This is a genomic window from Phenylobacterium sp. (assembly GCF_004297125.1).
GTDB lineage: Bacteria > Pseudomonadota > Alphaproteobacteria > Caulobacterales > Caulobacteraceae > Phenylobacterium.
The window spans coordinates 26255-49118 of sequence record NZ_SCVD01000037.1 but is presented as its reverse complement, the minus strand read 5'-3'; the positions used below and the strand labels follow the sequence as shown (position 1 = coordinate 49118).

General features: G+C 69.9%; 30 protein-coding genes. 18 read left to right on the top strand and 12 right to left on the bottom strand.

Going from position 1 to position 22864, the window contains the following annotated elements; all coding sequences use genetic code 11:
* Positions 1 to 162: 162 nt before the first annotated feature.
* From EPO51_RS23990 to EPO51_RS23975, 4 genes are all read left to right on the top strand, one after another.
* Positions 163 to 528: a BlaI/MecI/CopY family transcriptional regulator gene (locus tag EPO51_RS23990; RefSeq protein ID WP_293355759.1), complete on the top strand. Its 366-nt coding sequence runs from the start codon at positions 163 to 165 to the stop codon at positions 526 to 528.
* Positions 521 to 2143: a M56 family metallopeptidase gene (locus tag EPO51_RS23985; protein WP_293355756.1), complete on the top strand. Its 1623-nt coding sequence runs from the start codon at positions 521 to 523 to the stop codon at positions 2141 to 2143. The genes EPO51_RS23990 and EPO51_RS23985 overlap by 8 nt, the downstream gene beginning before the upstream one ends.
* 65 nt (positions 2144 to 2208) lie before the next feature.
* Positions 2209 to 3084 (top strand): SDR family NAD(P)-dependent oxidoreductase, encoded by an 876-nt coding sequence (locus tag EPO51_RS23980; RefSeq protein WP_293355753.1) that lies wholly within the window; start codon positions 2209 to 2211, stop codon positions 3082 to 3084.
* Positions 3081 to 3998 (top strand): DMT family transporter, encoded by a 918-nt coding sequence (locus EPO51_RS23975; protein ID WP_293355750.1) that lies wholly within the window; start codon positions 3081 to 3083, stop codon positions 3996 to 3998. Before EPO51_RS23980 ends, EPO51_RS23975 begins: the two co-directional genes overlap by 4 nt.
* On the opposite strand, the gene EPO51_RS23970 is transcribed toward EPO51_RS23975, so the two are convergent.
* Entirely contained in the window at positions 3995 to 4411 is a 417-nt protein-coding gene (locus tag EPO51_RS23970; protein WP_293355747.1) for a YkvA family protein, read from the bottom strand. The two genes, EPO51_RS23975 and EPO51_RS23970, sit on opposite strands and share 4 nt — an antisense overlap.
* A gap of 54 nt (positions 4412 to 4465) precedes the next feature.
* On the opposite strand from EPO51_RS23970, the gene EPO51_RS23965 reads away from it, so the two are divergent.
* A complete protein-coding gene (locus EPO51_RS23965; protein WP_293355744.1) occupies positions 4466 to 5245 on the top strand; it encodes an SDR family NAD(P)-dependent oxidoreductase in 780 nt (259 codons plus the stop codon).
* Between the two features lie 52 nt (positions 5246 to 5297).
* Here EPO51_RS23965 and EPO51_RS23960 read toward each other — a convergent pair whose 3' ends face one another.
* The gene (locus EPO51_RS23960; protein ID WP_293355741.1) at positions 5298 to 6281 is read right to left on the bottom strand and encodes a malate dehydrogenase; all 984 of its coding nucleotides are present in this window, start codon (positions 6279 to 6281) and stop codon (positions 5298 to 5300) included.
* Positions 6282 to 6339: 58 nt separating this feature from the next.
* Here EPO51_RS23960 and EPO51_RS23955 point away from each other — a divergent pair, with 58 nt between their 5' ends.
* The gene (locus EPO51_RS23955; protein ID WP_293355738.1) at positions 6340 to 6780 is read left to right on the top strand and encodes an HIT domain-containing protein; all 441 of its coding nucleotides are present in this window, start codon (positions 6340 to 6342) and stop codon (positions 6778 to 6780) included.
* Here EPO51_RS23955 and EPO51_RS23950 read toward each other — a convergent pair.
* Positions 6777 to 7412 (bottom strand): hypothetical protein, encoded by a 636-nt coding sequence (locus EPO51_RS23950; protein WP_293355735.1) that lies wholly within the window; start codon positions 7410 to 7412, stop codon positions 6777 to 6779. The genes EPO51_RS23955 and EPO51_RS23950 overlap by 4 nt on opposite strands.
* A complete protein-coding gene (locus EPO51_RS23945) occupies positions 7409 to 8278 on the bottom strand; it encodes an HpcH/HpaI aldolase/citrate lyase family protein (protein WP_293355732.1) in 870 nt (289 codons plus the stop codon). The genes EPO51_RS23950 and EPO51_RS23945 overlap by 4 nt, the downstream gene beginning before the upstream one ends.
* Positions 8279 to 8338: 60 nt before the next feature.
* Between EPO51_RS23945 and EPO51_RS23940 the strand changes: the two genes are divergently transcribed.
* Complete coding sequence (locus EPO51_RS23940) at positions 8339 to 8731, top strand: DUF2237 family protein (protein WP_293355729.1); 393 nt, start codon at positions 8339 to 8341, stop codon at positions 8729 to 8731.
* Here EPO51_RS23940 and thpR read toward each other — a convergent pair.
* Positions 8728 to 9264, bottom strand: a complete 537-nt coding sequence (gene thpR / locus EPO51_RS23935) for an RNA 2',3'-cyclic phosphodiesterase (RefSeq protein ID WP_293355726.1) — start codon at positions 9262 to 9264, stop codon at positions 8728 to 8730. The genes EPO51_RS23940 and thpR overlap by 4 nt on opposite strands.
* Positions 9265 to 9380: 116 nt before the next feature.
* Here thpR and EPO51_RS23930 point away from each other — a divergent pair, with 116 nt between their 5' ends.
* Positions 9381 to 10127: a Bax inhibitor-1/YccA family protein gene (locus EPO51_RS23930; protein WP_293355723.1), complete on the top strand. Its 747-nt coding sequence runs from the start codon at positions 9381 to 9383 to the stop codon at positions 10125 to 10127.
* Between the two features lie 65 nt (positions 10128 to 10192).
* Here EPO51_RS23930 and EPO51_RS23925 read toward each other — a convergent pair whose 3' ends face one another.
* Both EPO51_RS23925 and EPO51_RS23920 read right to left on the bottom strand, forming a co-directional pair.
* Positions 10193 to 10528: a DUF2794 domain-containing protein gene (locus tag EPO51_RS23925; protein ID WP_293355720.1), complete on the bottom strand. Its 336-nt coding sequence runs from the start codon at positions 10526 to 10528 to the stop codon at positions 10193 to 10195.
* Positions 10529 to 10830: 302 nt separating this feature from the next.
* Complete coding sequence (locus EPO51_RS23920; RefSeq protein WP_293355717.1) at positions 10831 to 11526, bottom strand: DUF1223 domain-containing protein; 696 nt, start codon at positions 11524 to 11526, stop codon at positions 10831 to 10833.
* Between the two features lie 124 nt (positions 11527 to 11650).
* On the opposite strand from EPO51_RS23920, the gene EPO51_RS23915 reads away from it, so the two are divergent.
* Positions 11651 to 12175, top strand: coding sequence for a hypothetical protein (locus EPO51_RS23915; RefSeq protein WP_293355714.1), 525 nt, complete (start codon positions 11651 to 11653; stop codon positions 12173 to 12175).
* A 53-nt stretch (positions 12176 to 12228) separates the two neighbouring features.
* On the opposite strand, the gene acnA is transcribed toward EPO51_RS23915, so the two are convergent.
* The gene (gene acnA / locus EPO51_RS23910) at positions 12229 to 14922 is read right to left on the bottom strand and encodes an aconitate hydratase AcnA (RefSeq protein ID WP_293355711.1); all 2694 of its coding nucleotides are present in this window, start codon (positions 14920 to 14922) and stop codon (positions 12229 to 12231) included.
* A 198-nt stretch (positions 14923 to 15120) separates the two neighbouring features.
* Between acnA and ccmA the strand changes: the two genes are divergently transcribed.
* Together ccmA and ccmB are read left to right on the top strand one after the other, a co-directional pair.
* Positions 15121 to 15723 (top strand): heme ABC exporter ATP-binding protein CcmA, encoded by a 603-nt coding sequence (ccmA, locus tag EPO51_RS23905; protein ID WP_293355708.1) that lies wholly within the window; start codon positions 15121 to 15123, stop codon positions 15721 to 15723.
* Complete coding sequence (ccmB, locus tag EPO51_RS23900) at positions 15720 to 16385, top strand: heme exporter protein CcmB (RefSeq protein WP_293355705.1); 666 nt, start codon at positions 15720 to 15722, stop codon at positions 16383 to 16385. Before ccmA ends, ccmB begins: the two co-directional genes overlap by 4 nt.
* On the opposite strand, the gene EPO51_RS23895 is transcribed toward ccmB, so the two are convergent.
* On the bottom strand, positions 16382 to 16807 hold the full coding sequence (locus tag EPO51_RS23895) for a nuclear transport factor 2 family protein (RefSeq protein ID WP_293355702.1): 426 nt from the start codon (positions 16805 to 16807) through the stop codon (positions 16382 to 16384). The genes ccmB and EPO51_RS23895 overlap by 4 nt on opposite strands.
* A 150-nt stretch (positions 16808 to 16957) precedes the next feature.
* On the opposite strand from EPO51_RS23895, the gene EPO51_RS23890 reads away from it, so the two are divergent.
* The 6 genes from EPO51_RS23890 to EPO51_RS23865 all read left to right on the top strand — a co-directional run bounded on the left by EPO51_RS23890 (position 16958) and on the right by EPO51_RS23865 (position 19596).
* Entirely contained in the window at positions 16958 to 17533 is a 576-nt protein-coding gene (locus tag EPO51_RS23890; RefSeq protein ID WP_293355699.1) for a Spy/CpxP family protein refolding chaperone, read from the top strand.
* 41 nt (positions 17534 to 17574) lie between these two features.
* The gene (gene ccmC, locus EPO51_RS23885) at positions 17575 to 18303 is read left to right on the top strand and encodes a heme ABC transporter permease CcmC (RefSeq protein ID WP_293355696.1); all 729 of its coding nucleotides are present in this window, start codon (positions 17575 to 17577) and stop codon (positions 18301 to 18303) included.
* A 15-nt stretch (positions 18304 to 18318) separates the two neighbouring features.
* Positions 18319 to 18456: a heme exporter protein CcmD gene (gene ccmD, locus EPO51_RS23880; RefSeq protein WP_363201325.1), complete on the top strand. Its 138-nt coding sequence runs from the start codon at positions 18319 to 18321 to the stop codon at positions 18454 to 18456.
* Positions 18453 to 18968: a DsbE family thiol:disulfide interchange protein gene (locus EPO51_RS23875; RefSeq protein ID WP_293355693.1), complete on the top strand. Its 516-nt coding sequence runs from the start codon at positions 18453 to 18455 to the stop codon at positions 18966 to 18968. The genes ccmD and EPO51_RS23875 overlap by 4 nt, the downstream gene beginning before the upstream one ends.
* Before the next feature lie 65 nt (positions 18969 to 19033).
* The gene (locus EPO51_RS23870) at positions 19034 to 19297 is read left to right on the top strand and encodes a hypothetical protein (protein WP_293355690.1); all 264 of its coding nucleotides are present in this window, start codon (positions 19034 to 19036) and stop codon (positions 19295 to 19297) included.
* A gap of 110 nt (positions 19298 to 19407) precedes the next feature.
* On the top strand, positions 19408 to 19596 hold the full coding sequence (locus EPO51_RS23865; protein ID WP_293355687.1) for a hypothetical protein: 189 nt from the start codon (positions 19408 to 19410) through the stop codon (positions 19594 to 19596).
* Between the two features lie 15 nt (positions 19597 to 19611).
* Here EPO51_RS23865 and EPO51_RS23860 read toward each other — a convergent pair whose 3' ends face one another.
* Together EPO51_RS23860 and ftsY are read right to left on the bottom strand one after the other, a co-directional pair.
* A complete protein-coding gene (locus EPO51_RS23860; RefSeq protein ID WP_293355684.1) occupies positions 19612 to 20193 on the bottom strand; it encodes an inner membrane-spanning protein YciB in 582 nt (193 codons plus the stop codon).
* Positions 20190 to 21134 carry a signal recognition particle-docking protein FtsY gene (ftsY, locus tag EPO51_RS23855; RefSeq protein WP_293355682.1) on the bottom strand — a complete coding sequence of 315 codons (945 nt, stop codon included), beginning with the start codon at positions 21132 to 21134 and terminating at the stop codon, positions 20190 to 20192. The genes EPO51_RS23860 and ftsY overlap by 4 nt, the downstream gene beginning before the upstream one ends.
* 59 nt (positions 21135 to 21193) lie before the next feature.
* Between ftsY and EPO51_RS23850 the strand changes: the two genes are divergently transcribed.
* Complete coding sequence (locus tag EPO51_RS23850) at positions 21194 to 21820, top strand: trimeric intracellular cation channel family protein (protein WP_293355679.1); 627 nt, start codon at positions 21194 to 21196, stop codon at positions 21818 to 21820.
* A 25-nt stretch (positions 21821 to 21845) separates the two neighbouring features.
* Here the strand turns inward: EPO51_RS23850 and EPO51_RS23845 are convergent, their stop codons facing one another.
* Positions 21846 to 22742, bottom strand: a complete 897-nt coding sequence (locus EPO51_RS23845; RefSeq protein ID WP_293355676.1) for a hydrogen peroxide-inducible genes activator — start codon at positions 22740 to 22742, stop codon at positions 21846 to 21848.
* Between the last annotated feature and the right edge of the window lie 122 nt (positions 22743 to 22864).

The window sequence follows — 22864 nt, the reverse complement described above, 5'->3', positions numbered from 1 at the left end:
GAGTGCGGCTGACGCCAACCAAATGAGCCTGCGGTGCAAGACGCCTCTCCGAACATGAACGCAAAATCACTGGCCACGGCGGCCCGGGTCGGTGAGGATACAGATGTACTTTCATCTAAAATACACGTGTATTTTCGGTAATGCGGAGGGCCGGGTGTGGCCGTGAAGATCTCTGGAGCCGAGAGCCAGATCATGGAGGCGCTGTGGCGCTGCGGGCCGCTGACGCCCGACGGCGTCGTGGCCGAGGTCGGCGAGGCGCACGGCTGGGCGCCAGGCACGGTCAAGACCCTGATCACCCGCCTGCTACGCAAGAAGGCCATTGAGGGACGCCGTGAAGAGGGGGGCTATCTCTACCGCCCGCTCGTCAGCCGAACCGACTATGTCCAATCCGAGAGCCAGAGCCTCGTCGACCGCCTCTTCGACGGCGAGGTCGCCCCGCTGGTCGCCCATTTCGCCGAGCACCGGGCCCTGACGCCCAAGGACATCCAGCTCCTCAAGAAGCTGATCTCGGACCTCGACGATGAGTGACGCCCTGCTCATCCTCATCGCCGCGAACCTGGCGGCGGCCGTCGCCGTCGCACTCGTGCTGCTCCTGCGCACGCCGGCGCGAAAGCTGTTCGGCCCGCGGATCGCCTACGGCCTCTGGCTGCTGGTCCCGCTCGCCGCCCTGGGCATGCTGCTACCCGCCCGCGTCGAAACAGTCACCGTGCGGGCGGCCACCGTCCCCGCGGCCGACGCCCCGCCTCTCGCGGCGTACGCCGCTGCGCTGCCGGCCCCGGCCGCCGCGTCCTTCGACCCGTGGCTGCTCCTCATGGGGCTCTGGATCGCCGGCGTCCTCGTCAACGTCGCCTGGATGGCCTGGCGCCAGGCCCAGTTCGGACGCGCCATGCAGGACGGCCTGGCCGGCCCCGCCGCGGTGGGCGTGCTGGCGCCCAGGGTCGTCACCCCCGCCGACTTCGACGAGCGCTACACCCCGCGCGAGCGGTTCGCCGTCCTGGCCCACGAAGCGATGCACATCATCCGCCACGACACGCGCATCAACGCCCTGGTGGCGGCGGCGCGCTGCGTGAACTGGTTCAACCCCCTGCTCCACGTGCTCGCCCGCTGCCTGCGCATCGACCAGGAGCTGGCGTGCGACGCACAGGTGATCGCCCGCTATCCGACCGTGCGGCGCAGCTACGCCGAGGCCATGCTTAAGACCCAGCTCGCCACCCAACCCCTGCCGCTCGGCTGCTACTGGCTGCAGGCCGAGCCGCACCCGCTGGCCCAGCGGATCCGCCTGCTGGCGCGCCGGACGCCCGACCCGCGCGAGCAAGTCCTGGGCTTGGCGATGCTGACGGCGCTGGCCCTCGCCGCCACGGGCTCGGCCTGGATGGTCAAGCCCGTGCGGGTTCAGGTCGTCGAGCTTCCGTCCGCGCCGGCGTTGGCGACGCCGGTGCTGGCGCGCATCGGGGCGACGGAGGTTCCCCGCCTCGCGCCGATGTCGAGCCGCGTCGCCCCGCCCGTCCGGCCCGCGCCCGCCCCGCCGGTTCCCGCAGGCCCTGACTTCGCGCTCGCCCAGGCGCTGGCCGACACCCAGGCCACGCCGACCCTGGCAGATCGCGATCGGCCACGTTGGGCCGATGAGCGCGGCGCCGAACCGAAATCCCAGCCTCGGCCGCGGCCCGACCCGCAGCCGCGCCGCATCTATGCCGCCGCGGGCCGTTCATGGGTGGAACCGGGCACGGCCGTTCGCCTGGTGGCCTCGACCACCGATTCGGAAGGCCGGGCGCTGATGACCGACCTGACCTCCTTCGGCTCGCAGCGCTACTACCGGACCGGAACCTTCATAGCCTCGGGCAGCAAGGAACGGCTCTTCACCGCGGTCGTGCAGCGCGGCGATCGCCTCTGGGTCACCGCGAGCCTCAGCCGCAGGTTCGATCCAGCCGAGACCGCGAGCCTGGAGATGCGACCGGGCGAGACGCGCACCCTTACCCTGCCCAACGGCCGCGCTATCGTGGTCACGCCGGTCGTGCGCGCCGAGACACCGGACGAGCAGGCAGGCGGCCGTGTCGCGATCGCCATGGCGGACGAGGCCATCGCCCGCTCCGGTGACGAGGCCTGGCGGACCTACCGCGACCGCTGCCGGACCGGAGGCTGCTGATCCGGGTTGTCGCCCGCCGCCGAGGCTCCTACTGATCGCTGATAACCAACGACAGGGAAGAGATCATGGCAGGGCGTCTGGACGGCAAGGTCGCGGTGATCACGGGCGGGGTCTCGGGTATCGGCCTGGGGACCGTGGAACTGTTCGTCGCCGAGGGCGCCAAGGTGGTCGCCGCCGACATCCAGGACGAGAAGGGCGCCATGCTGGAGAAGCGCTTCCCCGGCGCCGTCCGCTACGCCCACTGCGACGTCACCAGGGAGGTCGAGATCAAGGCGGCGCTGGACCTGGCCGTGAGCGAGTTCGGCGGCCTGGACATCCTCTTCAACAACGCCGGCATCTCGGACGGCATGCGGGTGCTGGAGGAGATCGAGGCCGAGACCTGGAGCTGGATCTACGACGTCCTGGTTCGCGGCCCGGCGCTGGGCATGAAGCACGCCGCGCCCCTGATGCTGGCGCGCGGCGGCGGGGCCATCGTCAACACCGCCTCCATCGCCGGCCTGCAGGCGGGTTGGGGGCCCATCGCCTATTCGTCGGCCAAGGCCGCGGTGATCCACATGACCCGGGTCGCCGCCGCCCAGCTCTCGCCGCGAAAGATCCGCGTCAACGCCATCTGCCCCGGCCTGATCGCCACCTCGATCTTCGGCGCCTCGCTGGGGCTGCCCCGGGCGGTGGCCGACCAGATGGCGGCGCGGGTCGCCGACAACGCGGCCAAGGTCCAGCCCGTCCCGAAGGCCGGAATGCCCGACGACATCGCCCAGGCCGCGCTCTACCTGGCCTCCGACGCCTCGGCCTTCGTCACCGGCACGCACCTGGTGGTCGATGGCGGCATCACCGTGGGCTCGCGCCACGCCTGGGACCAATCCGGCCCCTCGCCCTTCGCCGAGCTGTTCGGGGAGTTCTCGACCCCGCAGCCCGCCCAAGCCCCTTCAAGCGGCTCGTGAGCGGCGCGCCCGCCCGGCCCGACAACCTGCGCGGCGCGCTGTGGATGCTGGGCTCCGCGCTCGGCTTCACGGCCATGACCGTGCTGATCAAGCTGCTGGGCGACGACTATCCGGCCTCGCTGCAAGCCTTCTACCGCCAGGCCGCGGGCCTGGTGATCCTGCTGCCGATCATCGTCCAGCGCCGGAGCGCGGCCTTCGCGACCACGCGGCCGGGCATCCTGTTCTTCCGCTCGGCGGCCGGGACGCTGGGCATGATCCTGTCGTTCTACGCCTTCCAGGAGATGCCGCTGGCCGACGCCAACGCGCTGTCGTTCACCCGCACCCTCTGGCTGGTGCCGCTGGCGGCCTTCGTGGTGCGCGAGACCGTGGGCCCTTTAAGGATCGGCGCGGCGCTTGTGGGCTTCCTGGGGGTGCTGCTGATGGTGCGGCCCGGCGCCAGCGGCGAGTTCGTCCTGGGCCTGCCGGCGCTGGCCATGCTGGCCGCCTCGTTCCTCTTCGCCCTGACCATCACGGGCATGAAGGTGATGACCCGCGACCATTCCCCGACCGTGCTGCTGGTCTGGGCCGCCACCCTGGGCTTCCTGTTCTCGATCCCCGGGGCGTTCTTCGGCTGGCGCTGGCCCGCGCCGGCGGACCTGGCCCTGCTCTGCGCCATGGGCGTGCTCGGGACCATCACCCAGGCCTGCTACATCAAGGGCATGCAGCTGGGCGACGCCGGAGCCATGGCGCCCATCGACTACACCCGGCTGGTGTTCAGCGTCGCGGCGGGCTTCCTGCTGTTCCACGAACTCCCGTCGGTCTGGACGATGGCGGGCGCCGGGATCGTGGTGGCCTCCACCCTCTTCATCACCATCCGCGAACAGCAGTTGGCGCGTTCGGCGAAGCTGAGCGCGGTGCGCGACGGCGAGGGCTAATTCTCTCCCCGAAGCCGCTCGATGTCCCGCTGGGCGGCCTGCTTGTGTTTGGGCTTCAGGTTGCGGCCGAGCAGGGCCAGCAGGGCGGTGAAGACCGCCGCGTCGTCGGTGTAGCCGAGGCCGGCGATGAAATCCGGGACCGCGTCCACCGGCATCACGAAATAGGCGAGGGCCGCCAGCATCATCCCCTTGGCGGCCAGGGGCGTGTCGTCGTCCTTGGCGCAGTACCAGACCGACAGCGCCTCCTTGGCGAAGGGAACCTTGGCCACGACGCGCCGCATCTTGGGCCAGAAGCCCTCGTCCACACGCCGTTCGTTCAGCTTCATCACCGCCGGCACGAGGGCGCGGCCGGGGGCGATCTCCGCCTCCGGATCGAAGGTGACGTCGGGTGACGCTTTTTTGCTGGCGCTCATCGGGCTAAGGCTTCGCCGAAATTACTCACGCCATCATATGGGAGCGGCGCGTCCATGGAACTCAATTCATCCGTTGCGGCGGTCGTCACCGGCGGCGCCTCGGGCCTCGGCGAGGCCACGGTCCGGGCCCTGGCGGCCAAGGGCGTCAAGGTCGCCATCTTCGACATGAACGAACAGAAGGGCGAAGCGGTCGCAAAGGACGTCGGCGGCGTCTTCTGCAAGTGCAACGTCACGTCCGAGGAAGAGGTCGACGCGGCCTTCGCCAAGGCCCGCGCGGCCCACGGCCAGGAGCGGATCCTGGTGAACTGCGCCGGCACCGGCAACGCCTTCAAGACCGCCAGCCGCGACAAGCAGACCGGCGAGACCAAGCACTTCCCGCTCGACGCGTTCAACTGGATCATCCAGATCAACCTGGTCGGCACGTTCCGCTGCATCGCCAAGTCGGCGAAGGGCATGCTGGACCTGGAGCCGATCGACGGCGAGCGCGGCGCGATCGTCAACACCGCCTCGGTGGCGGCCGAGGACGGCCAGATGGGCCAGGCGGCCTATTCGGCGTCCAAGGGCGGCGTGGTCGGCATGACCCTGCCCATCGCCCGCGACCTGGCCGGCGACGGCATCCGGGTGAACACCATCCTGCCGGGCATCTTCGAGACCCCGTTGATGGCCGGCGCCCCGCCGCAGGTGAAGGAAGCCCTGGCCGCCTCGGTGCCGTTCCCGAAGCGCCTGGGTCAGGCGCCGGAATACGCCCAGCTCGCCCTGACCATGATCACCAACGGATACTTCAACGGCGAAGACGTCCGCCTGGACGGCGCCATCCGGATGGCGCCTCGGTAGGGTTCAGCCAGGCCCGCCTTCTTCCCTCGAAGGGAGAAGGCGGGCCCGAGCCTTAGGCCAGCATTTCCTTCACGGTGTCGCGTTCGCCGACCAGTTCGTCGTTGGTGATCTTGATCTTCGACTTGGCGAAGTCGTCCATCTCATAGTTGGTCAGGACGTCGTAGCCGGTGGCGGTGGTCTTCACCGGCATGCCGGCCCAGACGCCGTCGGCGAAGCCGTAGCGGCCCTGGCTTTCCACCGCGACCGAGTGGATCGCGCCCGGGGTCACCAGGTCGCGCACGTGGTCGACCAGGGCGTTGGCGGCCGAGGCGGCCGACGACACGCCGCGGGCCTCGATGATCGCCGCGCCGCGCTTGCCCACCGCCGGCAGGAAGTCGTTCTTCAGCCAGGCTTCGTCGCCGATGACCGACGCGGCGTCCTTGCCGCCGATCTTGGCGTGAGTGAAGTCGGCGAACATGGTCGGGCTGTGGTTGCCGTAGATGAACAGGTCACTGACCTGGTCGATCGAGACGCCGGCCTTCTGCGCAAGCTGGGCGCGGCCGCGGTTCTCGTCGAGGCGAACCATGGCGGTGAAACGGTCCTTCGGCAGGCGCTTGGCCTGGCTGGCGGCGATCATCACGTTGGTGTTGCAGGGGTTGCCCACCACCGCCACGCGGCAGTCGTCGGCGGCCACCTTGTCGATGGACTGGCCCTGGGCGATGAAGATCTTGCCGTTGTCCTTCAGGAGGTCGGCGCGCTCCATGCCGGGACCACGGGGCTTGGAGCCCACCAGCAGGGCCCAGTTCGCGTCCTTGAAGGCCACGTCGGCCTCGCCGGTCAGGACCATGCTCTGGACCAGCGGAAACGCGCAGTCGTCGATCTCCATCGCCACGCCCTTCAGCGCCTTCTGCGGACCTTCGACGGGGATCTCGAGCAGTTGCAGGATCAGCGGCTGGTCGGCGCCGAACATCTGGCCCGAGGCGATCCGGAACAGCAGCGCGTAACCGATGTTGCCGGCCGCGCCGGTGACCGCCACGCGAATGGGCTGCTTCGCCATGATACTGCTCCTTGCTGATATGTCGGCGGGTGCGTAGCCGTTTGAGGCAAATGCTGCAATGCCGCACGCGCAGGGGACCATGTTCGAGCTCCATCCGGCCTTTCCCCCGACCTCCGAAGCCCTCGGCGACCTGGCGCTCAGCCACGCCCGCCTGCAGGCCGATGCCCGTTACGCCTGGATCGTCCTGATCCCGCGGATCGCCGGCGCCCGGGAGCTGGAAGACCTGTCGCCGAACGACCGGGCGGCGCTGACGGAAGAGATCGTCCGGGCCGGCCTGGCGGTGCGCGCCGTGGGATCGGCGCTCGGCCGGCGGGTCGAAAAGCTCAATGTCGGCCAGCTCGGCAACGTGACGCCGCAGCTGCATGTCCACGTCGTGGGGCGCCGGGCGGACGATGCCGCGTGGCCGGGGCCGGTGTGGGGCGTGGGGACGGCGGAGGCCTACGGAGCGGAGGACCTGGCGAGGGCCATGGCGACGGCCCGGGGCGTCCTCGGACTTTAAGGCGCCCGCCGCGTCAGGCTGACGGCTTCGCTGCGGCCACCCTCGGTGAGCCGGCCGGACCAGTGGCCGCCTTCGGGGTGCAGCACCGCGACCCCGCCGCCCTCGAAGCGGAAGGTCAGGTCGCCGCCCGTGCGCTCGACGATTTCGAAGAAGCCGGAAGCGTCGACCGCGCCGGGCCGGCGCAGGTCCCGCCAGGCGCCCTCGACCGAGCCGTTCTTGTCGACAAGCTGGAAGGCGTAGAGCGGCTGGCTGTCCGCCGCCAGGGTCCAGCCGCCGTCCATCGGTCCGAGGAAGCCCTGCACCGACGCGGCCGACGAGCGCAGGCGGCTGTCGTAGGCGGCTTCGGCGGAGGTGGGCGGCGGGTCGGGGTTCCTGCCGGTCTCGTTGACGAACACCGGCGCGGTCAGGGTCGGGTGCGGCGGGGGGACGTAGGGCCGGTAGGGTTGCGGGCCGCCGGGCAGGTCGGGGTCGGGATCCACCTTCGAGCCCGTGGCCGCGGTGTCGGGCTCCTCGACGTCGACGTCCTTGGGCGGCGGGCGCAGCAGGAGGTCGATCGCGTCGGCGGGGGCCGGTTGGGCCTGCGCCGGCGCCGCGACGAGCGCGGCCAGCATCACCGCCGCGGCCAGCCTCATGCGGCCTCCCGCGCGGCGATGGCCTCGGCCACGGAAAGCAGGCGTTTGGCCTCCGCGAAGTGCAGGCGCTCCACCATCCGGCCATCCACCTTCAGCACGCCCTTGCCGGCGTTCTCGGGCAGGCCGAACGCGCCGACCACGGTCCGGGCCCACGCCACCGCGGCCGGGTCCGGCGTGAAGGCGGCGTTGGCGGGCTCCACCTGGCTGGGATGGATCAGGCTCTTGCCGTCGAAGCCGAAGGCCGCGGCCTGGGCGCACTGCCGGGCCAGGCCATCCGCGTCGGCGATCTCGTTGAACACCCCGTCCAGGATCGCCAGCCGGTGCGCGCGCGCCGCCATCAGGCTCAGCGACAGGGCGGCCAGCAGCGGCTCCCGGCCGACGGTGAGGACGCAGCGCATCTCCTTGGCCAGGTCGTTGGAGCCGATCACCCAGGCCTCGACGCCCACGTTCACGGATTCCGCGCCCAGGGCGTCCAGCCGGAACATGGCCGCGCAGGTCTCGATCATCGCCCAGATCGGCAGGCCCTCGCCCAGCCGGGTCCGCGCCGCCGACAGGTCCGCCGGCGCCGAGACCTTCGGGACCAGGACGGCGTCCGGCTTCGCGCCCGCCGCGGCGGCCATGTCTTCGGCGCCCCAGGGGGTGTCGAGGCCGTTCACCCGGATCACCACCTCGCGCCCGCCAAAGCCGCCGGCCCTCACCGCCTCGACAGCGGCCGCCCGGGCCTCGGCCTTGGCGTCGGGGGCCACGGCGTCCTCCAGGTCCAGGATCACCACGTCGCACGGCAGGGACCGGGCCTTGTCGACCGCCCGCGCATTGGACGCCGGCAGGTAGAGGGCGCTGCGGCGGGGGCGTGCGGACGGGTTCATGTGGATTGCAGCTCCTTCGCGCATTGGCGATGCGCAAGTCTTAGCGTTTAGGATGGGCCCATGGCCACACGCCCGATCCGCTACGACGCCGGCGCCCGCAACGTTCTGGGCGAGGAACTGCTTCCCTGCTCGCTCGAACCCGTCACCGGCTTCTTCCGCAACGGCTGCTGCGAGACCGGACCGCACGATGTGGGGATGCACACGGTCTGCGCCGTGATGACCGCCGAGTTCCTCAGCTACTCCAAGAGCGTGGGCAACGACCTTTCGACCCCGCGGCCGGACCTGGGCTTCTCGGGCCTGAAGCCCGGCGACCGCTGGTGCCTTTGCGCACCGCGCTGGAAGGAGGCCCTCGACGCCGGCGCCGCGCCGCAGGTGGTGCTGGAAAGCACCCATGAGGAAACCCTGGCCATCGTGCCCCTGGGGGTCCTGAAGGACTACGCGGTGGAGGCTTAAGCTAGCGGATACTCCGCCTCGAGGCGGTAGTGCGAGCCTTCGCGGCCCAGGATGCTGGAATAGAGGCCGAAGCGGTCGATGGCGATGGGCGGCGACTTCAGCAGGTTGTTGGCCTGGATCCAGGCCGCCACCTGGCCGGGATCCGGCCGGCGCAGATAGGCCAGCGTCACGTGGGGGCGATAGTTGCGCTTCTCGGGCTTCAGGCCCACCCGCCGGGCGGCGCTCTCGCAGGCCTCGGCCAGCCGGCGCAACTCGGCGTTCTCGGTGACCCCAGCCCAGACGGCGTTGATCTCCGGCCCGTCGGCGAACGAACCGGCGCCGGCCAGACCGATCTCGAACGGCCGCCCGCCGATCCCCATCAGCTCGGAGTCCAGGTCACGGGCGACGTCCTGCCGTATCTCGCCAAAGAACCGCAGCGTCACGTGCAGCGCCTCCAGGGGCCGCCAGCGCGCGCCCTCGATTCCGGCCTGCCGCGCCAGCAGGCCGCGGCCGATCTCCGGGGGAATGGACAGGGCTGCGAAGAGGCGGATCATACATGTATCCTAACGCGTTCACCGTATCGTGCGTGATGGGCCTTGCTTCCGACACGCAGCGAAACGATATTTCACCTGCGTCCGGTTTGGGACGCGCATCATAGGGCCTTGCTCAAATGAGCGACTTCAACCGCGGCTACGCGCGCTCGATCCCGGCGGATCGCGCCGACATGTCGGTGGACGCGGGCCTCCGCAGCTTCATGCTGGGCGTCTACAACAAGGTGGCGCTGGGCCTCGTGCTCTCGGCCGCCCTGGCGTACGTCACCGGCCAATTCCCGCCCGTTCGCGACCTGCTCTACGTGCAGACGGCGCGCGGCTACGGCATGACCGTCCTGGGCATGATCGTCGCCTTCGCACCCCTGGGCGTGATCCTGTTCGGCATGTTCGCGATGAAGAACGCGACGCCTCGCAGCGCCGGCATCTTCTACTGGACCATCGTGGCCCTGATCGGCGCAGGCCTCGGCGGGCTCACCCTGGTCTATACCGGCGGCTCGATCGCCTCGACCTTCCTGATCACGGCCGTCGCCTTCGGCGGGCTCAGCCTGGTCGGCTACACCACGAAGAAGGACCTGACCGCGTTCGGCAGCTTCCTGATCGTTGGCGTGATCGGCCTGGTCATCGCCTCGGTGGTGAACATGTTCCTGCAGAATTCGATGATGCAGTTCATCATCAGCGTGCTGGGCGTGTTCATCTTCGCCGGCCTGATCGCCTACGACACCCAGCGTCTGAAGATGCAGTACTACGAGCTGGGCGGCGACCAGGCGGCCATGGGCGTGGCGACCAACTACGGCGCGCTCAGCCTCTACATCAACTTCATCAACCTGTTCCAATTCCTGCTGCAGATCTTCGGCGACCGCCGCTAGGTCTCGACGCAGCACCGCGAACGAAGGACCCCGGCGGGCGACCGCCGGGGTTTTTCTTTGGCCAGCTACTCGACGACCGAGAACCGGCCCTTGTCGAAGAACCGAAGCACCTGCTCCAGGTCGTGGCCGCGTTTCAGGATGTGGCCGCCCTGCCCCACGATCGCCCAGGCGCCCTGCTTGCGGGCCAGGGCGGGATGCTTCTCGATGCGGTAGAGGGGGGCCTCGGCGCTGCGGCGGAAGACCGAGAAGACGGCGGACTCCCGCAGGCTGTCCATGCCGTAGTCGCGCCACTCGCCTGCGGCGACCATGCGTCCATAGAGGCGGAGGAGTCGCTCCAGTTCGCGCCGCTCAAAGAACACGCCGGCCTGGCGCGGGGCCGCGGGGCTCTGTTCGAATGCCATCGCAACCGAGCCTGTATGAATTTTTTGAGTCCGGCCACCCCAGAATTGGCGGCCTAGCTCGGCCCAGAAATGACCTCAATTTGGTCCATCGCCCGCCCGATGCGCCCCCGATATTCACATCGTCGGTTGGTCAGAGACTGTTGGTCCCGGATCCTGAACAGCCCCCCCAGCCCCCCTGGATCGGCGGTTGGCCAACCGACACTCCAACTGTCTACCCCAAGCGCAAGCCCGCGCGGTGCCTCTCCAGCCGCGCGGGCTGACGCATGTCCGGAGCCGTCCCGCCCGGGAAGCCGGCCCTGGCCTCAGGACTTGCGCAGGGCCACGCTCAGCACGCGGCCGCCACGGGGCCCCTGCACCACCACCACCGTCTTCAGCCCGTCGTCGGCCGCCGCCGGCAGCCGGTAGGCCTGGGGCTTGCCGCGCCAGCTTCCCAGGCGGCGGATCTCGCGCACGACGTTCTTCTGCACCACCGTCTCGCCGCGATTGTCGCCAGCCCTGACCGCTACTTCGACAGCCCGGGGGTCGTAGCGGATCAGCCAGACTTCGGCGCCGCCCTTGGCCACCCGACCGGAACCCACGTCCACCCGGCGAGCGCCGACGAACCGGATGTCCGGCGGATTGCGCGGGGCGGCGGCGGCGGCGCGGACCAGGCGCTCGACCTCGGCGGTCTTGAGCCCTTGCGCCTCCTCATGGCCATCGACGATCACCTGCGGCGTATAGGGTTCGCGCAGCTTCAGGCGGCTGACATAGGCCTTCTGTCGCTCGGCGTACTCCGGCCGGGCGAAGGTGTCGGTCCAGCCGAGGTAGTCCCAATAATCGACGGAGTAGGTGAGCGCGAGGACGCCGGGCCGCTCGGCCAGCTTGCCGAGATAGCCGTTGGCGTCATTGCACGAGCCACAGCCCTGCGCCGTGAACAGCTCCACGAGCACCGGGGGCTTGGCCGCCGCGCCCAGGGGCCAGGCGAGCAGGAACAGGCTGATAAGCGCGGCCTTCCGCATCGCTTTGGACTTAGGGCGTGTTCCGGGGGCTGTAAATCTCAAGAAGGCGTGAGTTGGGGTCGGCGCGGGCCCTGGCGGAGGTTCGTCGGCGCGCTAAGCTGCCGACCCGCCTCGAGGAGACGCCGTGTTTCAGGCCCCGCCGCCCCCTCCGCCTCCGCCTCCGGAGATCGTCCGCACCGACGCCAGCTATCTGCAGGTCGCCCGCAAGGACGTGCCGCTGCTGCTCGCCAAGGGCAAGCAGGCCGAGAACGCCCTGATCCGCTACCAGCTCTTCGTCCGCACCGACGTCGAGGCGCGTCAGGCGCCGGCCACGCCGGAGGCGCCGCCCCCGCCCGTCTTCTGCCAATGGGTGGTGACGGTCTATCTGGAGCGCGAGCCGTGTTTCGAGTCGATCAGCGGCAAGCTGGCCTGCGGTGAGCGCTACACCGTGCGGCTTAAGGACCAGGAACGCGGAATCGAGACCCTGCCGTTGACCGCCGAGGCGGCCGTGTGCGCCGTCGGCAAGGCCGAGATCGCGGCGGCGAGCCGTCGTCTGGCGGCCGCCGGCGAGGCCAGCGCCGACGCCGAATTCGGGGCTGACCTGACACGACGCCTCACGCCGGAACTCGCCAAGGGCGGCATCAAGGCCACGATCCGGCCGCCGAAATGAAAAAGGGCGGCCGCATCGCTGCGGCCGCCCCCTTCGTCGTTCTTGATCCGAGCCTACGCCTCCGGCTTCGCCAGGCTGCGCAGCACGTAGTTCAGGACACCGCCGTGCTTGAAGTATTCCAGCTCGGTGGGCGTATCGATCCGGCAGCGGACCGGGAAGCGGGCGATGCGGCCGTCAGAGGGACGGTACATCTCGACGATCAGCTGCTTGCGGGGAGCAAGCTCGGTCAGGCCGCGGATCGTGACGATCTCCTCGCCGGTCAGGCCCAGCTTGTGCCAGCCTTCCTGCAGGAACTGCAGCGGCAGCACGCCCATGCCCACCAGGTTGGATCGGTGGATCCGCTCGAAGCTCTCGGCCACCACGGCGCGCACGCCCAGCAGCTTGGTGCCCTTGGCGGCCCAGTCTCGCGACGAGCCGGTGCCGTATTCCTTGCCGGCGAACACCACCAGCGGGCGGCCTTCGCCCTGGTAGCGCATGGCCGCGTCGTAGATCGACATCTGGTCGCCCGACGGGAAGTGCTTGGTCACCCCGCCCTCGACGTCCGGGGTGATCCGGTTGCGGATGCGGATGTTGGCGAAGGTGCCGCGCATCATGACTTCATGGTTGCCGCGACGAGAGCCGTAGCCGTTGAACTCGGACGGGGGCACCTGGCGTTCGATCAGGTACTGGCCGGCAGGTGAGCTCGCCTTGATCGAGCCGGCGGGCGAGATGTGATCGGTGGTGATGCTGTCGCCGAACACGGACAGGACCCGCGCCTCGACGATGTCCGTCACCGGCTTCGGCTCCATCTCCAGGTCCTGGAAGTAGGGCGGGTTCTGGACATAGGTGGAGCCCATGTCCCAGTCGTAGGTCTGGCCGCCCTTGACCTTGATGCCCTGCCAGTTCTTGTCGCCCTTGAAGACGTCGGCGTAGCGGGTGGCGAACATCTTGTTCGTCACGTGCTTGCGCTGCAGGGCGGCGATTTCGGCGGTGGTCGGCCAGATGTCCTTGAGGAACACCGGCTTGCCGTCCTTGCCCTCGCCCAGCGGCTCGTTGATCAGGTCGATCTGCATCGAGCCGGCCAGGGCGTAGGCCACCACCAGCGGCGGCGAGGCCAGGTAGTTGGCGCGCACGTCCGGGTTCACCCGGCCTTCGAAGTTGCGGTTGCCCGACAGCACCGAGCAGGCGACGACGTCGTTCTTCTGGATGGAGTCGGAGATCGCCTCGGGCAGCGGGCCCGAGTTGCCGATGCAGGTGGTGCAGCCATAGCCCACCAGGTTGAAGCCCAGCGCGTCCAGGCTCTTGTCCAGCTTCGCGGCCTTCAGATAGTCGGTGACCACCTGCGAACCGGGAGCCAGCGAGGTCTTCACCCAAGGCTTCACCTGCAGGCCCTTTTCGACGGCCTTCTTGGCCACCAGACCCGCGGCGATCAGCACCGAGGGGTTGGACGTGTTGGTGCAGGAGGTGATCGCGGCGATCACCACGTCGCCGTTGCCGATGTCGAAGTTCTCGCCCTCGACCTTGAAGCGCTCGGCCAGCGAGTCCGGCTTGCCGAAAGTCTCGCCGGTCAGGGCCGACTTGAACTCGGGCGCGGCGTCGGAGAGCAGCACGCGGTCCTGCGGACGCTTGGGGCCGGCCAGCGAGGGCAGCACGCCCGACATGTCCAGCTCCAGGGTGTCGGTGAACACCGGATCCGGATCGGTCGGCTCGCGCCACAGGCCCTGGGCCTTGGCGTAGGCCTCGACCAGGGCGACGCGCTCGGGCGTGCGGTTGGTGGCGGCCAGATAGTCGATAGTGGCGCGGGTCACCGGGAAGAAGCCGCAGGTGGCGCCGTATTCCGGGGCCATGTTGGCGATCGTCGCCTGGTCTTCCAGGGTCATGCTGGCCAGGCCCGGGCCGTAGAATTCGACGAACTTGCCGACCACGCCCTTCTTGCGGAGCATCTGGGTGACGGTCAGCACCAGGTCGGTGGCGGTCGCGCCTTCCGGCAGGGCGCCGTCCAGGCGGAAGCCGATGACCTCGGGGATCAGCATCGGGATCGGCTGGCCCAGCATGGCCGCCTCGGCCTCGATGCCGCCCACGCCCCAGCCCAGCACGGCCAGGCCGTTGATCATGGTGGTGTGGCTGTCGGTGCCGACGACCGTGTCGGGATAGGCGACTTCCTGGCCTTCGTCGGCGTTCGTCCAGACGGTCTGGGCCAGGTACTCGAGGTTCACCTGGTGACAGATCCCGGTGCCGGGCGGCACGACGCGGAAGTTGTTGAAGGCGGAGGAACCCCAGCGCAGGAAGTTGTAGCGCTCGATGTTGCGCTCGTATTCGCGCTCGACGTTCGAGCCGAACGCCTTGGCGGTGCCGAAGTAGTCGACCATCACCGAGTGGTCGATCACCAGGTCGACCGGGTTCAGCGGGTTGATCTTCTCGGGATTGGCGCCGAGCTTGGTCATGGCGTCGCGCATGGCGGCCAGGTCGACCACCGCCGGCACGCCGGTGAAGTCCTGCATCAGCACGCGCGCCGGGCGGAAGCTGATCTCGTGCTCGACAGAGCCCTTGTTGTCGACCCAGGCGGCGACCGCCTTGAGGTCATCCTCGCCGACGGAGACCCCGTCCTCGTTCCGAAGCAGGTTCTCGAGAAGCACCTTCATCGAGATGGGCAGGCGCGACACGCCCGAAAGTCCCGCTTCCTCCGCCGCCGGGAGGCTGTAGTAAGCGTAGGTCTTGTCACCGACCGTCAGGAGACGGCGGGTCTTGAGGGTGTCCACGGACGCCATATTGAGGAGATCCTTTCTGCTCGCTGCCGGCCTGACACCCAAAGGGGATCGCGCGCTCTTTCAGAGACGGACACACAGCGTTCGTCCCCGCGCGGCGTTGGTTCCCCCCAAGCGTCGGCGGCCGCCGCTTCATAGACCCGACCTATCGCGGCGTCCATGCGCGCGCCCAAGAACCTTCCCAAAAGCCTGGATGACAGCTTGATCACGCAGCTATCGCTGAAGGATGCTGCCGTTCGCAGAGGCGGCCGGCTGCTGTTCGAGGGCGTCTCCCTGGAGCTGGCGGCGGGCGAGGCCTGTGCGCTGACCGGCCCGAACGGCTCGGGCAAGACCAGCCTGCTGCGCGCCGTGGCCGGCCTCGTTCGCCTGGAAGCGGGCGAGATCGGGTTCGGCGCCGTCGATGCTTCCGACGCGCGGGGCGAGGGCCTGCACCTGGTAGGCCATGCGGACGGGCTGAAGGCGGCGCGGACGGCGCGGGAGGAACTCACCTTCTGGAGCCGCTGGACGGGCGGGGCCCAGGCCGCCGTGCAGGAAGCGGCCGAGGCTCTCGACCTGGTCCCGCTGCTGGACCTCGAAGTTCGACGGCTTTCGGCCGGCCAGCGCCGCCGGCTGGCGCTGGCCCGCATGCTGGCTGCGCCGCGGCCGCTGTGGCTGCTGGACGAACCGCTCAGCCCCCTCGACGCCCGCTGGCGCGAGGGGTTCGGCGCCCTCATGAAACGGCACCTGGACGGCGGCGGCCTGATCCTGGCGGCGGTGCATGACCCGTTGCCGGTGGCCACCCGAAGCCTGGAGCTGCGAGCATGAGCCGGCTTGCCGCCCTGATCGCGCGGGAGACCACCCTGGCCTGGGGCCGGGGCGGGGGCCCGCTGGTGGCGCTCGGCTTCTACGCCGGCGTCGCCACCTTCCTGCCCCTGGCCATCGGGCCGCAGCACGACCGCCTTGCCGCCATCGCCACCGGCGCCGCCTGGGTCGCCCTGGCCCTGGCCTCGCTGCTGTCGCTGGAGCGGATGTTCGAGCGCGACTACGAAGACGGGGCGCTGGACCTCCTGCTGCTGTCGCCCGTGCCACTGGAACTGACCTGCCTGGTGAAGTGCCTGGGCCAGTGGCTGGCGGCCGGCGCGCCGCTGGCGCTGGGGGCCCCGGTGGCCGCCATCGCGCTTGGCGCCAGCCCGGCGCTCGCGCCGCTGATCTTCGCCTGCGCCCTCTTGGGCGGCATCGCCTTCGCCTTCATCGGCGGGATCGGTGCGGCGCTCAGCCTGGGCGCGCGCCGGGGCGGCCTGCTGACGGCAGTGATCGTGCTGCCCCTGTTCGTGCCGCCGGTGATCTTCGGCGGCGGGGCCCTGGCCAACTTCGCGGCCGGCCTGCCCTGGACCGGCGGCTTCGCCTTCCTGGGCGCCTACGCCGCCGCCGCCGTGGCCTTCGGGCCGTTGGCCATGGCCGCGGCCTGCCGCAATGCGCTGAGCTAGGTCTTCGGCTTCGGATACCAGAGGGCGTTGACGATCACCCAGCGCTCGCCGAAGCGGCCGAGGTGGAAGTAGTCCACGAACCAGGGCGTCTCGACGCGGGCCACCGCGGCGTTGCCGGCGATGTCCAGCACGCGCACCGAACGGTTCCACTCGGCCTTGGGCGTCTTCAGCACGCCCTGTTTCGTCAGGTCGACCAGCTCCTCCTTCGACATCCGGCGCAGCGCCAGCTTCTCGTCGGGATCGGTGGTCACCGCGCGCTTCGCCAGGTCCGGGTGCAGCGAACGCGCCACGCGGGCGGGGTCGCCCTCGAGCTGGCCGTCCACATAGTCGTAGGCCACGGCTTCGATGGCCCTCACGGCGCTCGGGTCCATCGGTTGCGGGGCGCTCGCGACGACGGCGGCGGCGAACAGGGCGGCGATCATGGGCGTCTCCTCGTCTGAAGCGTGGCCGTATGCCGGCTCCGGGCGGCGAAATCACATGAAGAAAGCTTAACCCCGCCCGCCGCTTTTCGGCCGCATGCTCCGCTTGAGCTTGCCCTTCGAAGGGAACCACCAACGGGAGACGAGACCACGATGTCCAAGCCCATGACCTGGCTCCTTGCCGGAGCCGCCCTGACTCTCACCGCCGGCGCGGCCCTGGCCCAGACCAGCCAGACCGCCCGGGACCAGGCCGCCCAGGACTCCGCGGCCGCCGCCAGGGCCGACCGCGACCCGCAGCGCGAGATGCGCGCCTACCGCCACGACGATGACCATCGCCACGTCGTGCGGATGGGCCGGCCCGAACACCTGTCCGACATCCTGCAACTCCGCCCCGACCAGGAGCCGGCGCTGAAGGCCTTCCTCGAGGCGACCCGCAACGACGGCGACCATCGCGACCACATGGTGAAGTTCGAGCGCGATTCCGACCGCACCACGCTCCAGCGCCTCGACGACATGCAGGCCCGCCTGGCCGCGCAGCAGGCGGAGACCAGCCGCAAGATCGCCGCCATCAAGACCTTCTACGGCCAGCTCGACGCCAGCCAGAAGAAGGCGTTCGACGCCATGCCGATGCTGATGTTCTCCGGCCCCTCGTTCGGGCCGCAGCTGATCCCGGTCGGCCACCCGATGCCGCCCCGGCCGCCGAAGCCTCCGGCGCCGCCCAGGCTCTAGCTTCCCTTGCGGGGCGGGCGCGCTGACTCTATGCCGGACCCATGAGCTGGGCGCCCGCCTTCCTGTCGAATCCCGACCGCTTCATGGCCTTCTCGCGCTGGGCGGCGCCGATGTTCGGCCTGATCGCCCTCGCCCTGGCCGCGGCCGGCCTCTATCTCGGCTTCACCGGGCCAGAGGACTACCAGCAGGGCCAGACGGTCAGGATCATGTTCATCCATGTGCCGGCCGCCCAGATCAGCATGTTCGCCTATGTCTGCCTGGGCGTGGCGAGCTTCCTGTCGCTGATCTTCCGCCACGCGCTGGCCGACGCCGCCGCCCAGGCCGCCGCTCCCCTGGGCGCGGCCTTCACTTTCCTGGCCCTGGTCACCGGCTCCCTCTGGGGCCGGCCCATGTGGGGCACGTGGTGGGAGTGGGACGGGCGGCTGACCTCGGTCCTGGTGATGTTCTTGCTCTACATCGCCTACATGGCGCTCCGGGCCTCCATGGACGACGAGGTCAAGGCCGCCCGGGCCGCCGCGATCCTGGCTCTTGTGGGCTCGATCAACCTGCCGATCATCCATTTCAGCGTGGAGTGGTGGAACTCCATCCACCAGGGCTCGTCGCTGTTCCGCAAGGGCGGCCCGGCCATGCCGCCGGTGTTCTGGATCCCGCTGCTGCTGATGGCGCTGGCCTACATGTCGGCGTTCGGCTCACTGTGGCTGGTCCGCATCCGGGGCGAGGTATGGCGCCGCCGCGCCGAGGCCGCTGCGCTGCGGGCCGCCCGTGACTGAGGCGAAGGGGGACTGATGTTCGACTTCAAATACGCCGAGTTCATCGTTCCGGCCTTCGCCATCACGGCGATCGTCTTCGCCGGCATGATCGGGTTCTCGCTGAACCACGCCCGCCGCTGGCGCAGGCGCTACGAAGAGCTGACCCGGAAATGAGCCGCTGGCTGGCGTTTCTGCCGATCGTGGCGCTCGTGGCCCTGGGCGGGCTCTTCTATTTCTACGCCTTGAAGCGTGACCCCCAGGTCCAGCCGCAGGCCCTGGTCGGCAAGATGGCCCCCGACCTGGCCCTTCCGACGCTCGCCGAGGGCCAGCCGGTTCGCCTTCGCGCCGCCGCCGCCGAGGGCCCGATGGTGCTCAACTTCTTCGCCTCCTGGTGCGCGCCGTGCGAGATCGAGCATCCGGTGCTGATGGGCCTGAAGGGCTCGGGCGTCCGGGTGGTGGGCGTCGCCTACAAGGACGCCCCGCCCAACACCCAGGCGTTCCTGGCCCGGCTGGGCGATCCGTTCGCCACGGCGCTGGTCGACCGCGACGGCCGCGCCGGCGTGGAATTCGGCGTGACCGGCGTCCCCGAGACCTATGTCATCGGCCGCGACGGCAAGGTGTTGGCCAAGCACACCGGCCCGCTGACCGAGGCCGAGGCCCAGAAGCTGGCGAAGCTCGCGCGTTAACCCTGTGTTGAGACGGAAGCGCGAGTTTGGGCGCATCGCCCGTTAACCATATTGGCCCGCCCCGCGTGACCACGATCCGTCCGAACCTCTACCCGCAGACGCAAGCGCGCCCGCAAAACCAGGACAGCGCCAAGCTGGCCGCGCAGCGGGCGTTCTTCGACGCCCTGAGCCAGGCCCGCGCCCCCGCGCAGGCCGCCCCGTCCGCCGCCGCGGCGCCGGTCGCCGCCCCCACGGCGCAGGCCCCCGTCCAGCGCACGGCCGCCGCCGCGCCCGGCGACCCGCCGCAGAGAATTCCGCGCCCGGGCTCGCTGTTCGACATCCGCGTTTAACTGGGCCGTTGCGGCTTCCACGGCTAAGTCCCGAAATTAACTCTAATTTATTCGGAACGCCGTACCACCTCGGCGGGTTTTGTCCGTGCAACGCACAGTAGATGGACCCTATGGGACGGGATGACCGCATATACGAGGAGGCTGTCGCGCTCTGGCGCCAGCTCTACGGCGACCCGCCGCCCCGCGAGGCTGGCGGCTCCGAGATCCTTGGCATGATCGTCGGCGGCCTGGCGGATGCGGACTACAATCGCATCCAGACCCCGCACCTGCGCCCCAGCAACATCACCTTCCCGCGATAGCGGATTCCCGGGCGGCTATTCCGTCGGCGGCGGCGGCAGTTCCTCGGCCCTGACGTACTTCATCAAGAGCGGCGCGTGGGCGATGGAGAACACCACCGTCAGGATCATCATGCCCGGGAAGCGGAAGAGCACCCACGTCCCGTCGGGCTGGGTGCGCCAGACGAACTCGTTGAGGGCGGCCAGGCCCAGGAAGAGGCCGGCGTAGTTGAGGGTCAGCCGCCGCCAGACCGCCTCCGGCATGTCGAAGGCCTCGCCCAGCACCAGCTTCAGCGGATGCTTCTTCATCACCAGCCCGCCCAGCAGCAGGAGGCCGATGGCGGTGTTCACGATGGTGGGCTTCACCTTCAGGATCCGCGGATCGTGGAAGAACAGCGAGGCGCCGCCGAACACCAGGCCGGCCCCGCCCACGAACAGCGGCAGGGGCGCGATGCGCCGCTCCACGACGAAGCCCACCACGATGGCGATCACCGAGCCCACCACCAGGCCCCAGGTGGCCTTCTGGATGTCGCGGGTCACCAGGTAGGCGGCCAGGAAGGCGGCGAGCGCCGCGTAGTCGACGAAGTACCGGACCCAGTGCCGCTTGTTTTCCGCGCTCATCGGATCGGTTCCTCGAGGCCCACCAGCGAGCGGGCGAACGCGCGCGCATTGAACGGTTGCAGGTCGTCGACCCCCTCGCCCACGCCGATCAGCTTGATGGGCGAATCCGAGGCCTGGGCCACCGGGACCAGCACGCCGCCGCGGGCGGTGCCGTCCAGCTTGGTCATCACGATGCCCGAGACGCCGATCTGGTTGCCGAAGATGTTCTCCTGGGCCAGCGCGTTGCGGCCCACGGTGGCGTCCAGCACCAGCAGGGTCTCGTGGGGATAGTCGGGGTCCACCTTCTTCACCACCCGGATGATCTTCAGGAGCTCGTCCATCAGGCCCTGCTTGTTCTGCAGGCGGCCGGCGGTGTCGATGAGGACCACATCATAGCCTTCGTCCCGCGCCTTCGTCACTGCGTCGAACGCCAGGCCGGCCGCATCCGATCCCGTCGGGCGGCCCATGAAGTCGGCGTCGGCCCGCTCGGCCCAGATCTTCAGCTGTTCGACGGCGGCGGCGCGGAAGGTGTCGCCGGCCACCACCAGCACCTTGGCGCCCTGGCGGCGGAGGTCCGAGGCCACCTTGCCCAGGGTGGTGGTCTTGCCCGAGCCGTTCACGCCGATGAACAGCACCACGTAGGGCCGGGGGCCGGACAGCGGTTCGAACGACCCCTGGCGACTGGACAGCTCGTCGCCGATGGCGACCGACAGGGCCTCGCGGATCTCGGCCTCGTCCACGTCCTTGCCGAACTTCTCGGCGGCGAAGCGCTCGGTGATGCGGGCGGCCGAGTGCGGGCCCAGGTCCGCCTCGATGAGCATCTCTTCCAGCTCGTCGAGCTTGGCCTGGTCCAGGGGCTCCTTGGCCACGAAGACCTGGGCGATCTGCTCGCCCATCTGCTTCGACGACTTGGTGAGCCCTTCCGTGAGCCGGGCGAACCAGCCGCGTTTGGGTTCTGACATGGAGCCGGCTTCTAGCCGGACGCTTGCCCCGCGTCACGCCTCACCGCATCAAGGGGCGGATGGATCCGCTCGCCGCCACGCTGACCGTGCTGGACTACGCCGCCGTGGCGGTGTTCGGCGCGTCGGGGGCGCTGGCCGCGGCGCGGAACAAGCACGACATCGTCACCTTCGGCTTCTTCGCCGCCGTCACCGGTGTCGGCGGCGGCACCCTGCGCGACCTGCTGATCGGCGCGCCGGTCTTCTGGGTGGGCCGCCCGGAGTACATCCTCGTGTGCCTGGCGGGCGCCGTGGCGGTCTGGGTGCTGGGCTGGGGCCAGGGGCGCGAGCGCCTCCTGCTCTGGCTGGATGCGCTGGGCATGGCGGCCTACGCGGTGGTGGGCGCGCTGAAGGCGACCTCGCTGGGCGTTCCGCCGTTCTCCGCGGTGATCATGGGGGTGCTGACCTCGACGTTCGGCGGGGTGATCCGCGACGTCCTGGCCCACGAGCCGTCGATCCTGCTGCGTCGCGAGCTCTATGTGACCCCGGCGCTGATCGGGGCGGCGGTGTTCGTGGGGCTGCACGGCTTCGACCTGCCGCTGGCGGTCAGCGGCACGATGGGGTTCCTGTGCGCCTTCTCCGTGCGGGCCGGCGCGATTCTGTTCGGCTGGCAGATGCCGGGCTTCCCGGGGCGCGCGCCGCCGCCCTGACGCCTGTCGGTCCCTGGCCGCGGCCTCAGACCTCCTTCAGCATCTCGGCCAGCAGCTTGCCCTCGGCGCGGCGGTTCGACCCGGCGCGCCAGGCGACGACGATCTCGCGGGCGGGGTGGTCGGCGTCGATGGGGCGGACGGCGACGTTGGCGGCCTCGGCCAGGCCCGCGCTCACCGCCATCTGCGGCAGGAAGGTCACCCCCAGGCCCGAGCCCACCATCTGCACCAGGGTCGGCAGCGAGGTGGCGGCGAACGGCTCCTCGCCCGCGCCCATGCGGGGCGGGTTCAGCCGGCAGGCCGACAGGGCGTGCTCGCGCAGGCAGTGGCCGTCCTCCAGCAGGATAAGGTTCTCCTGCTCCAGGGCCTCGGGCGTCGTGGTCTTCAGCCTGGCCAGCGGGTGGTCGGCGGGCAGGGCGGCCAGCAGTTCGTCGTCCGCCACATGCGCCCATTCCAGTCCGCCCATCTCGAACGGCAGGGCGATCAGCGCGGCGTCCAGCCGGCCGGCCTTCAGCTCGGCGATCAGGCGCTGCGTCAGGTCCTCGCGCAGGAACAGCCTGAGCTTCGGGAACCGCTGGCGCAGCAGCGGCAGGGCGCCGGGCAGCAGGAACGGCGCGATCGTCGGGATCACGCCCAGCCGGAAGCGGCCGGTCAGCGGCTGGCCCGCGTTCTTGGCCGCCTCCACCAGTTCCTCGGCCTCGTTGAGGATCACCGTGGCGCGGCGCAGCGCCTCCTCGCCCACGGGAGTCAGGATCACCCCCGTCCGCGCCCGATCCACCACCGGCGCGCCCAGGGTCCGCTCCAGCTCCTGGATGCCGGCCGACAGGGTGGGCTGGGTGACGTGCGCGGCCTCGGCCGCCTTCCCGAACGCGCCGTGCTCGGCGAGGAGCTTCAGATACTGCAATTGGCGGATCGTCGGGAGCATGGGGCACACCTTGGGAGAGGTGAGAATAGATCGCATCTATACCAAACGCAAAAACAATCGATTGGAATTGTGGGTCGCGACCCCCTATCTCCCCCTCACGGCGCTCGCCTCCCCGCGGCGCC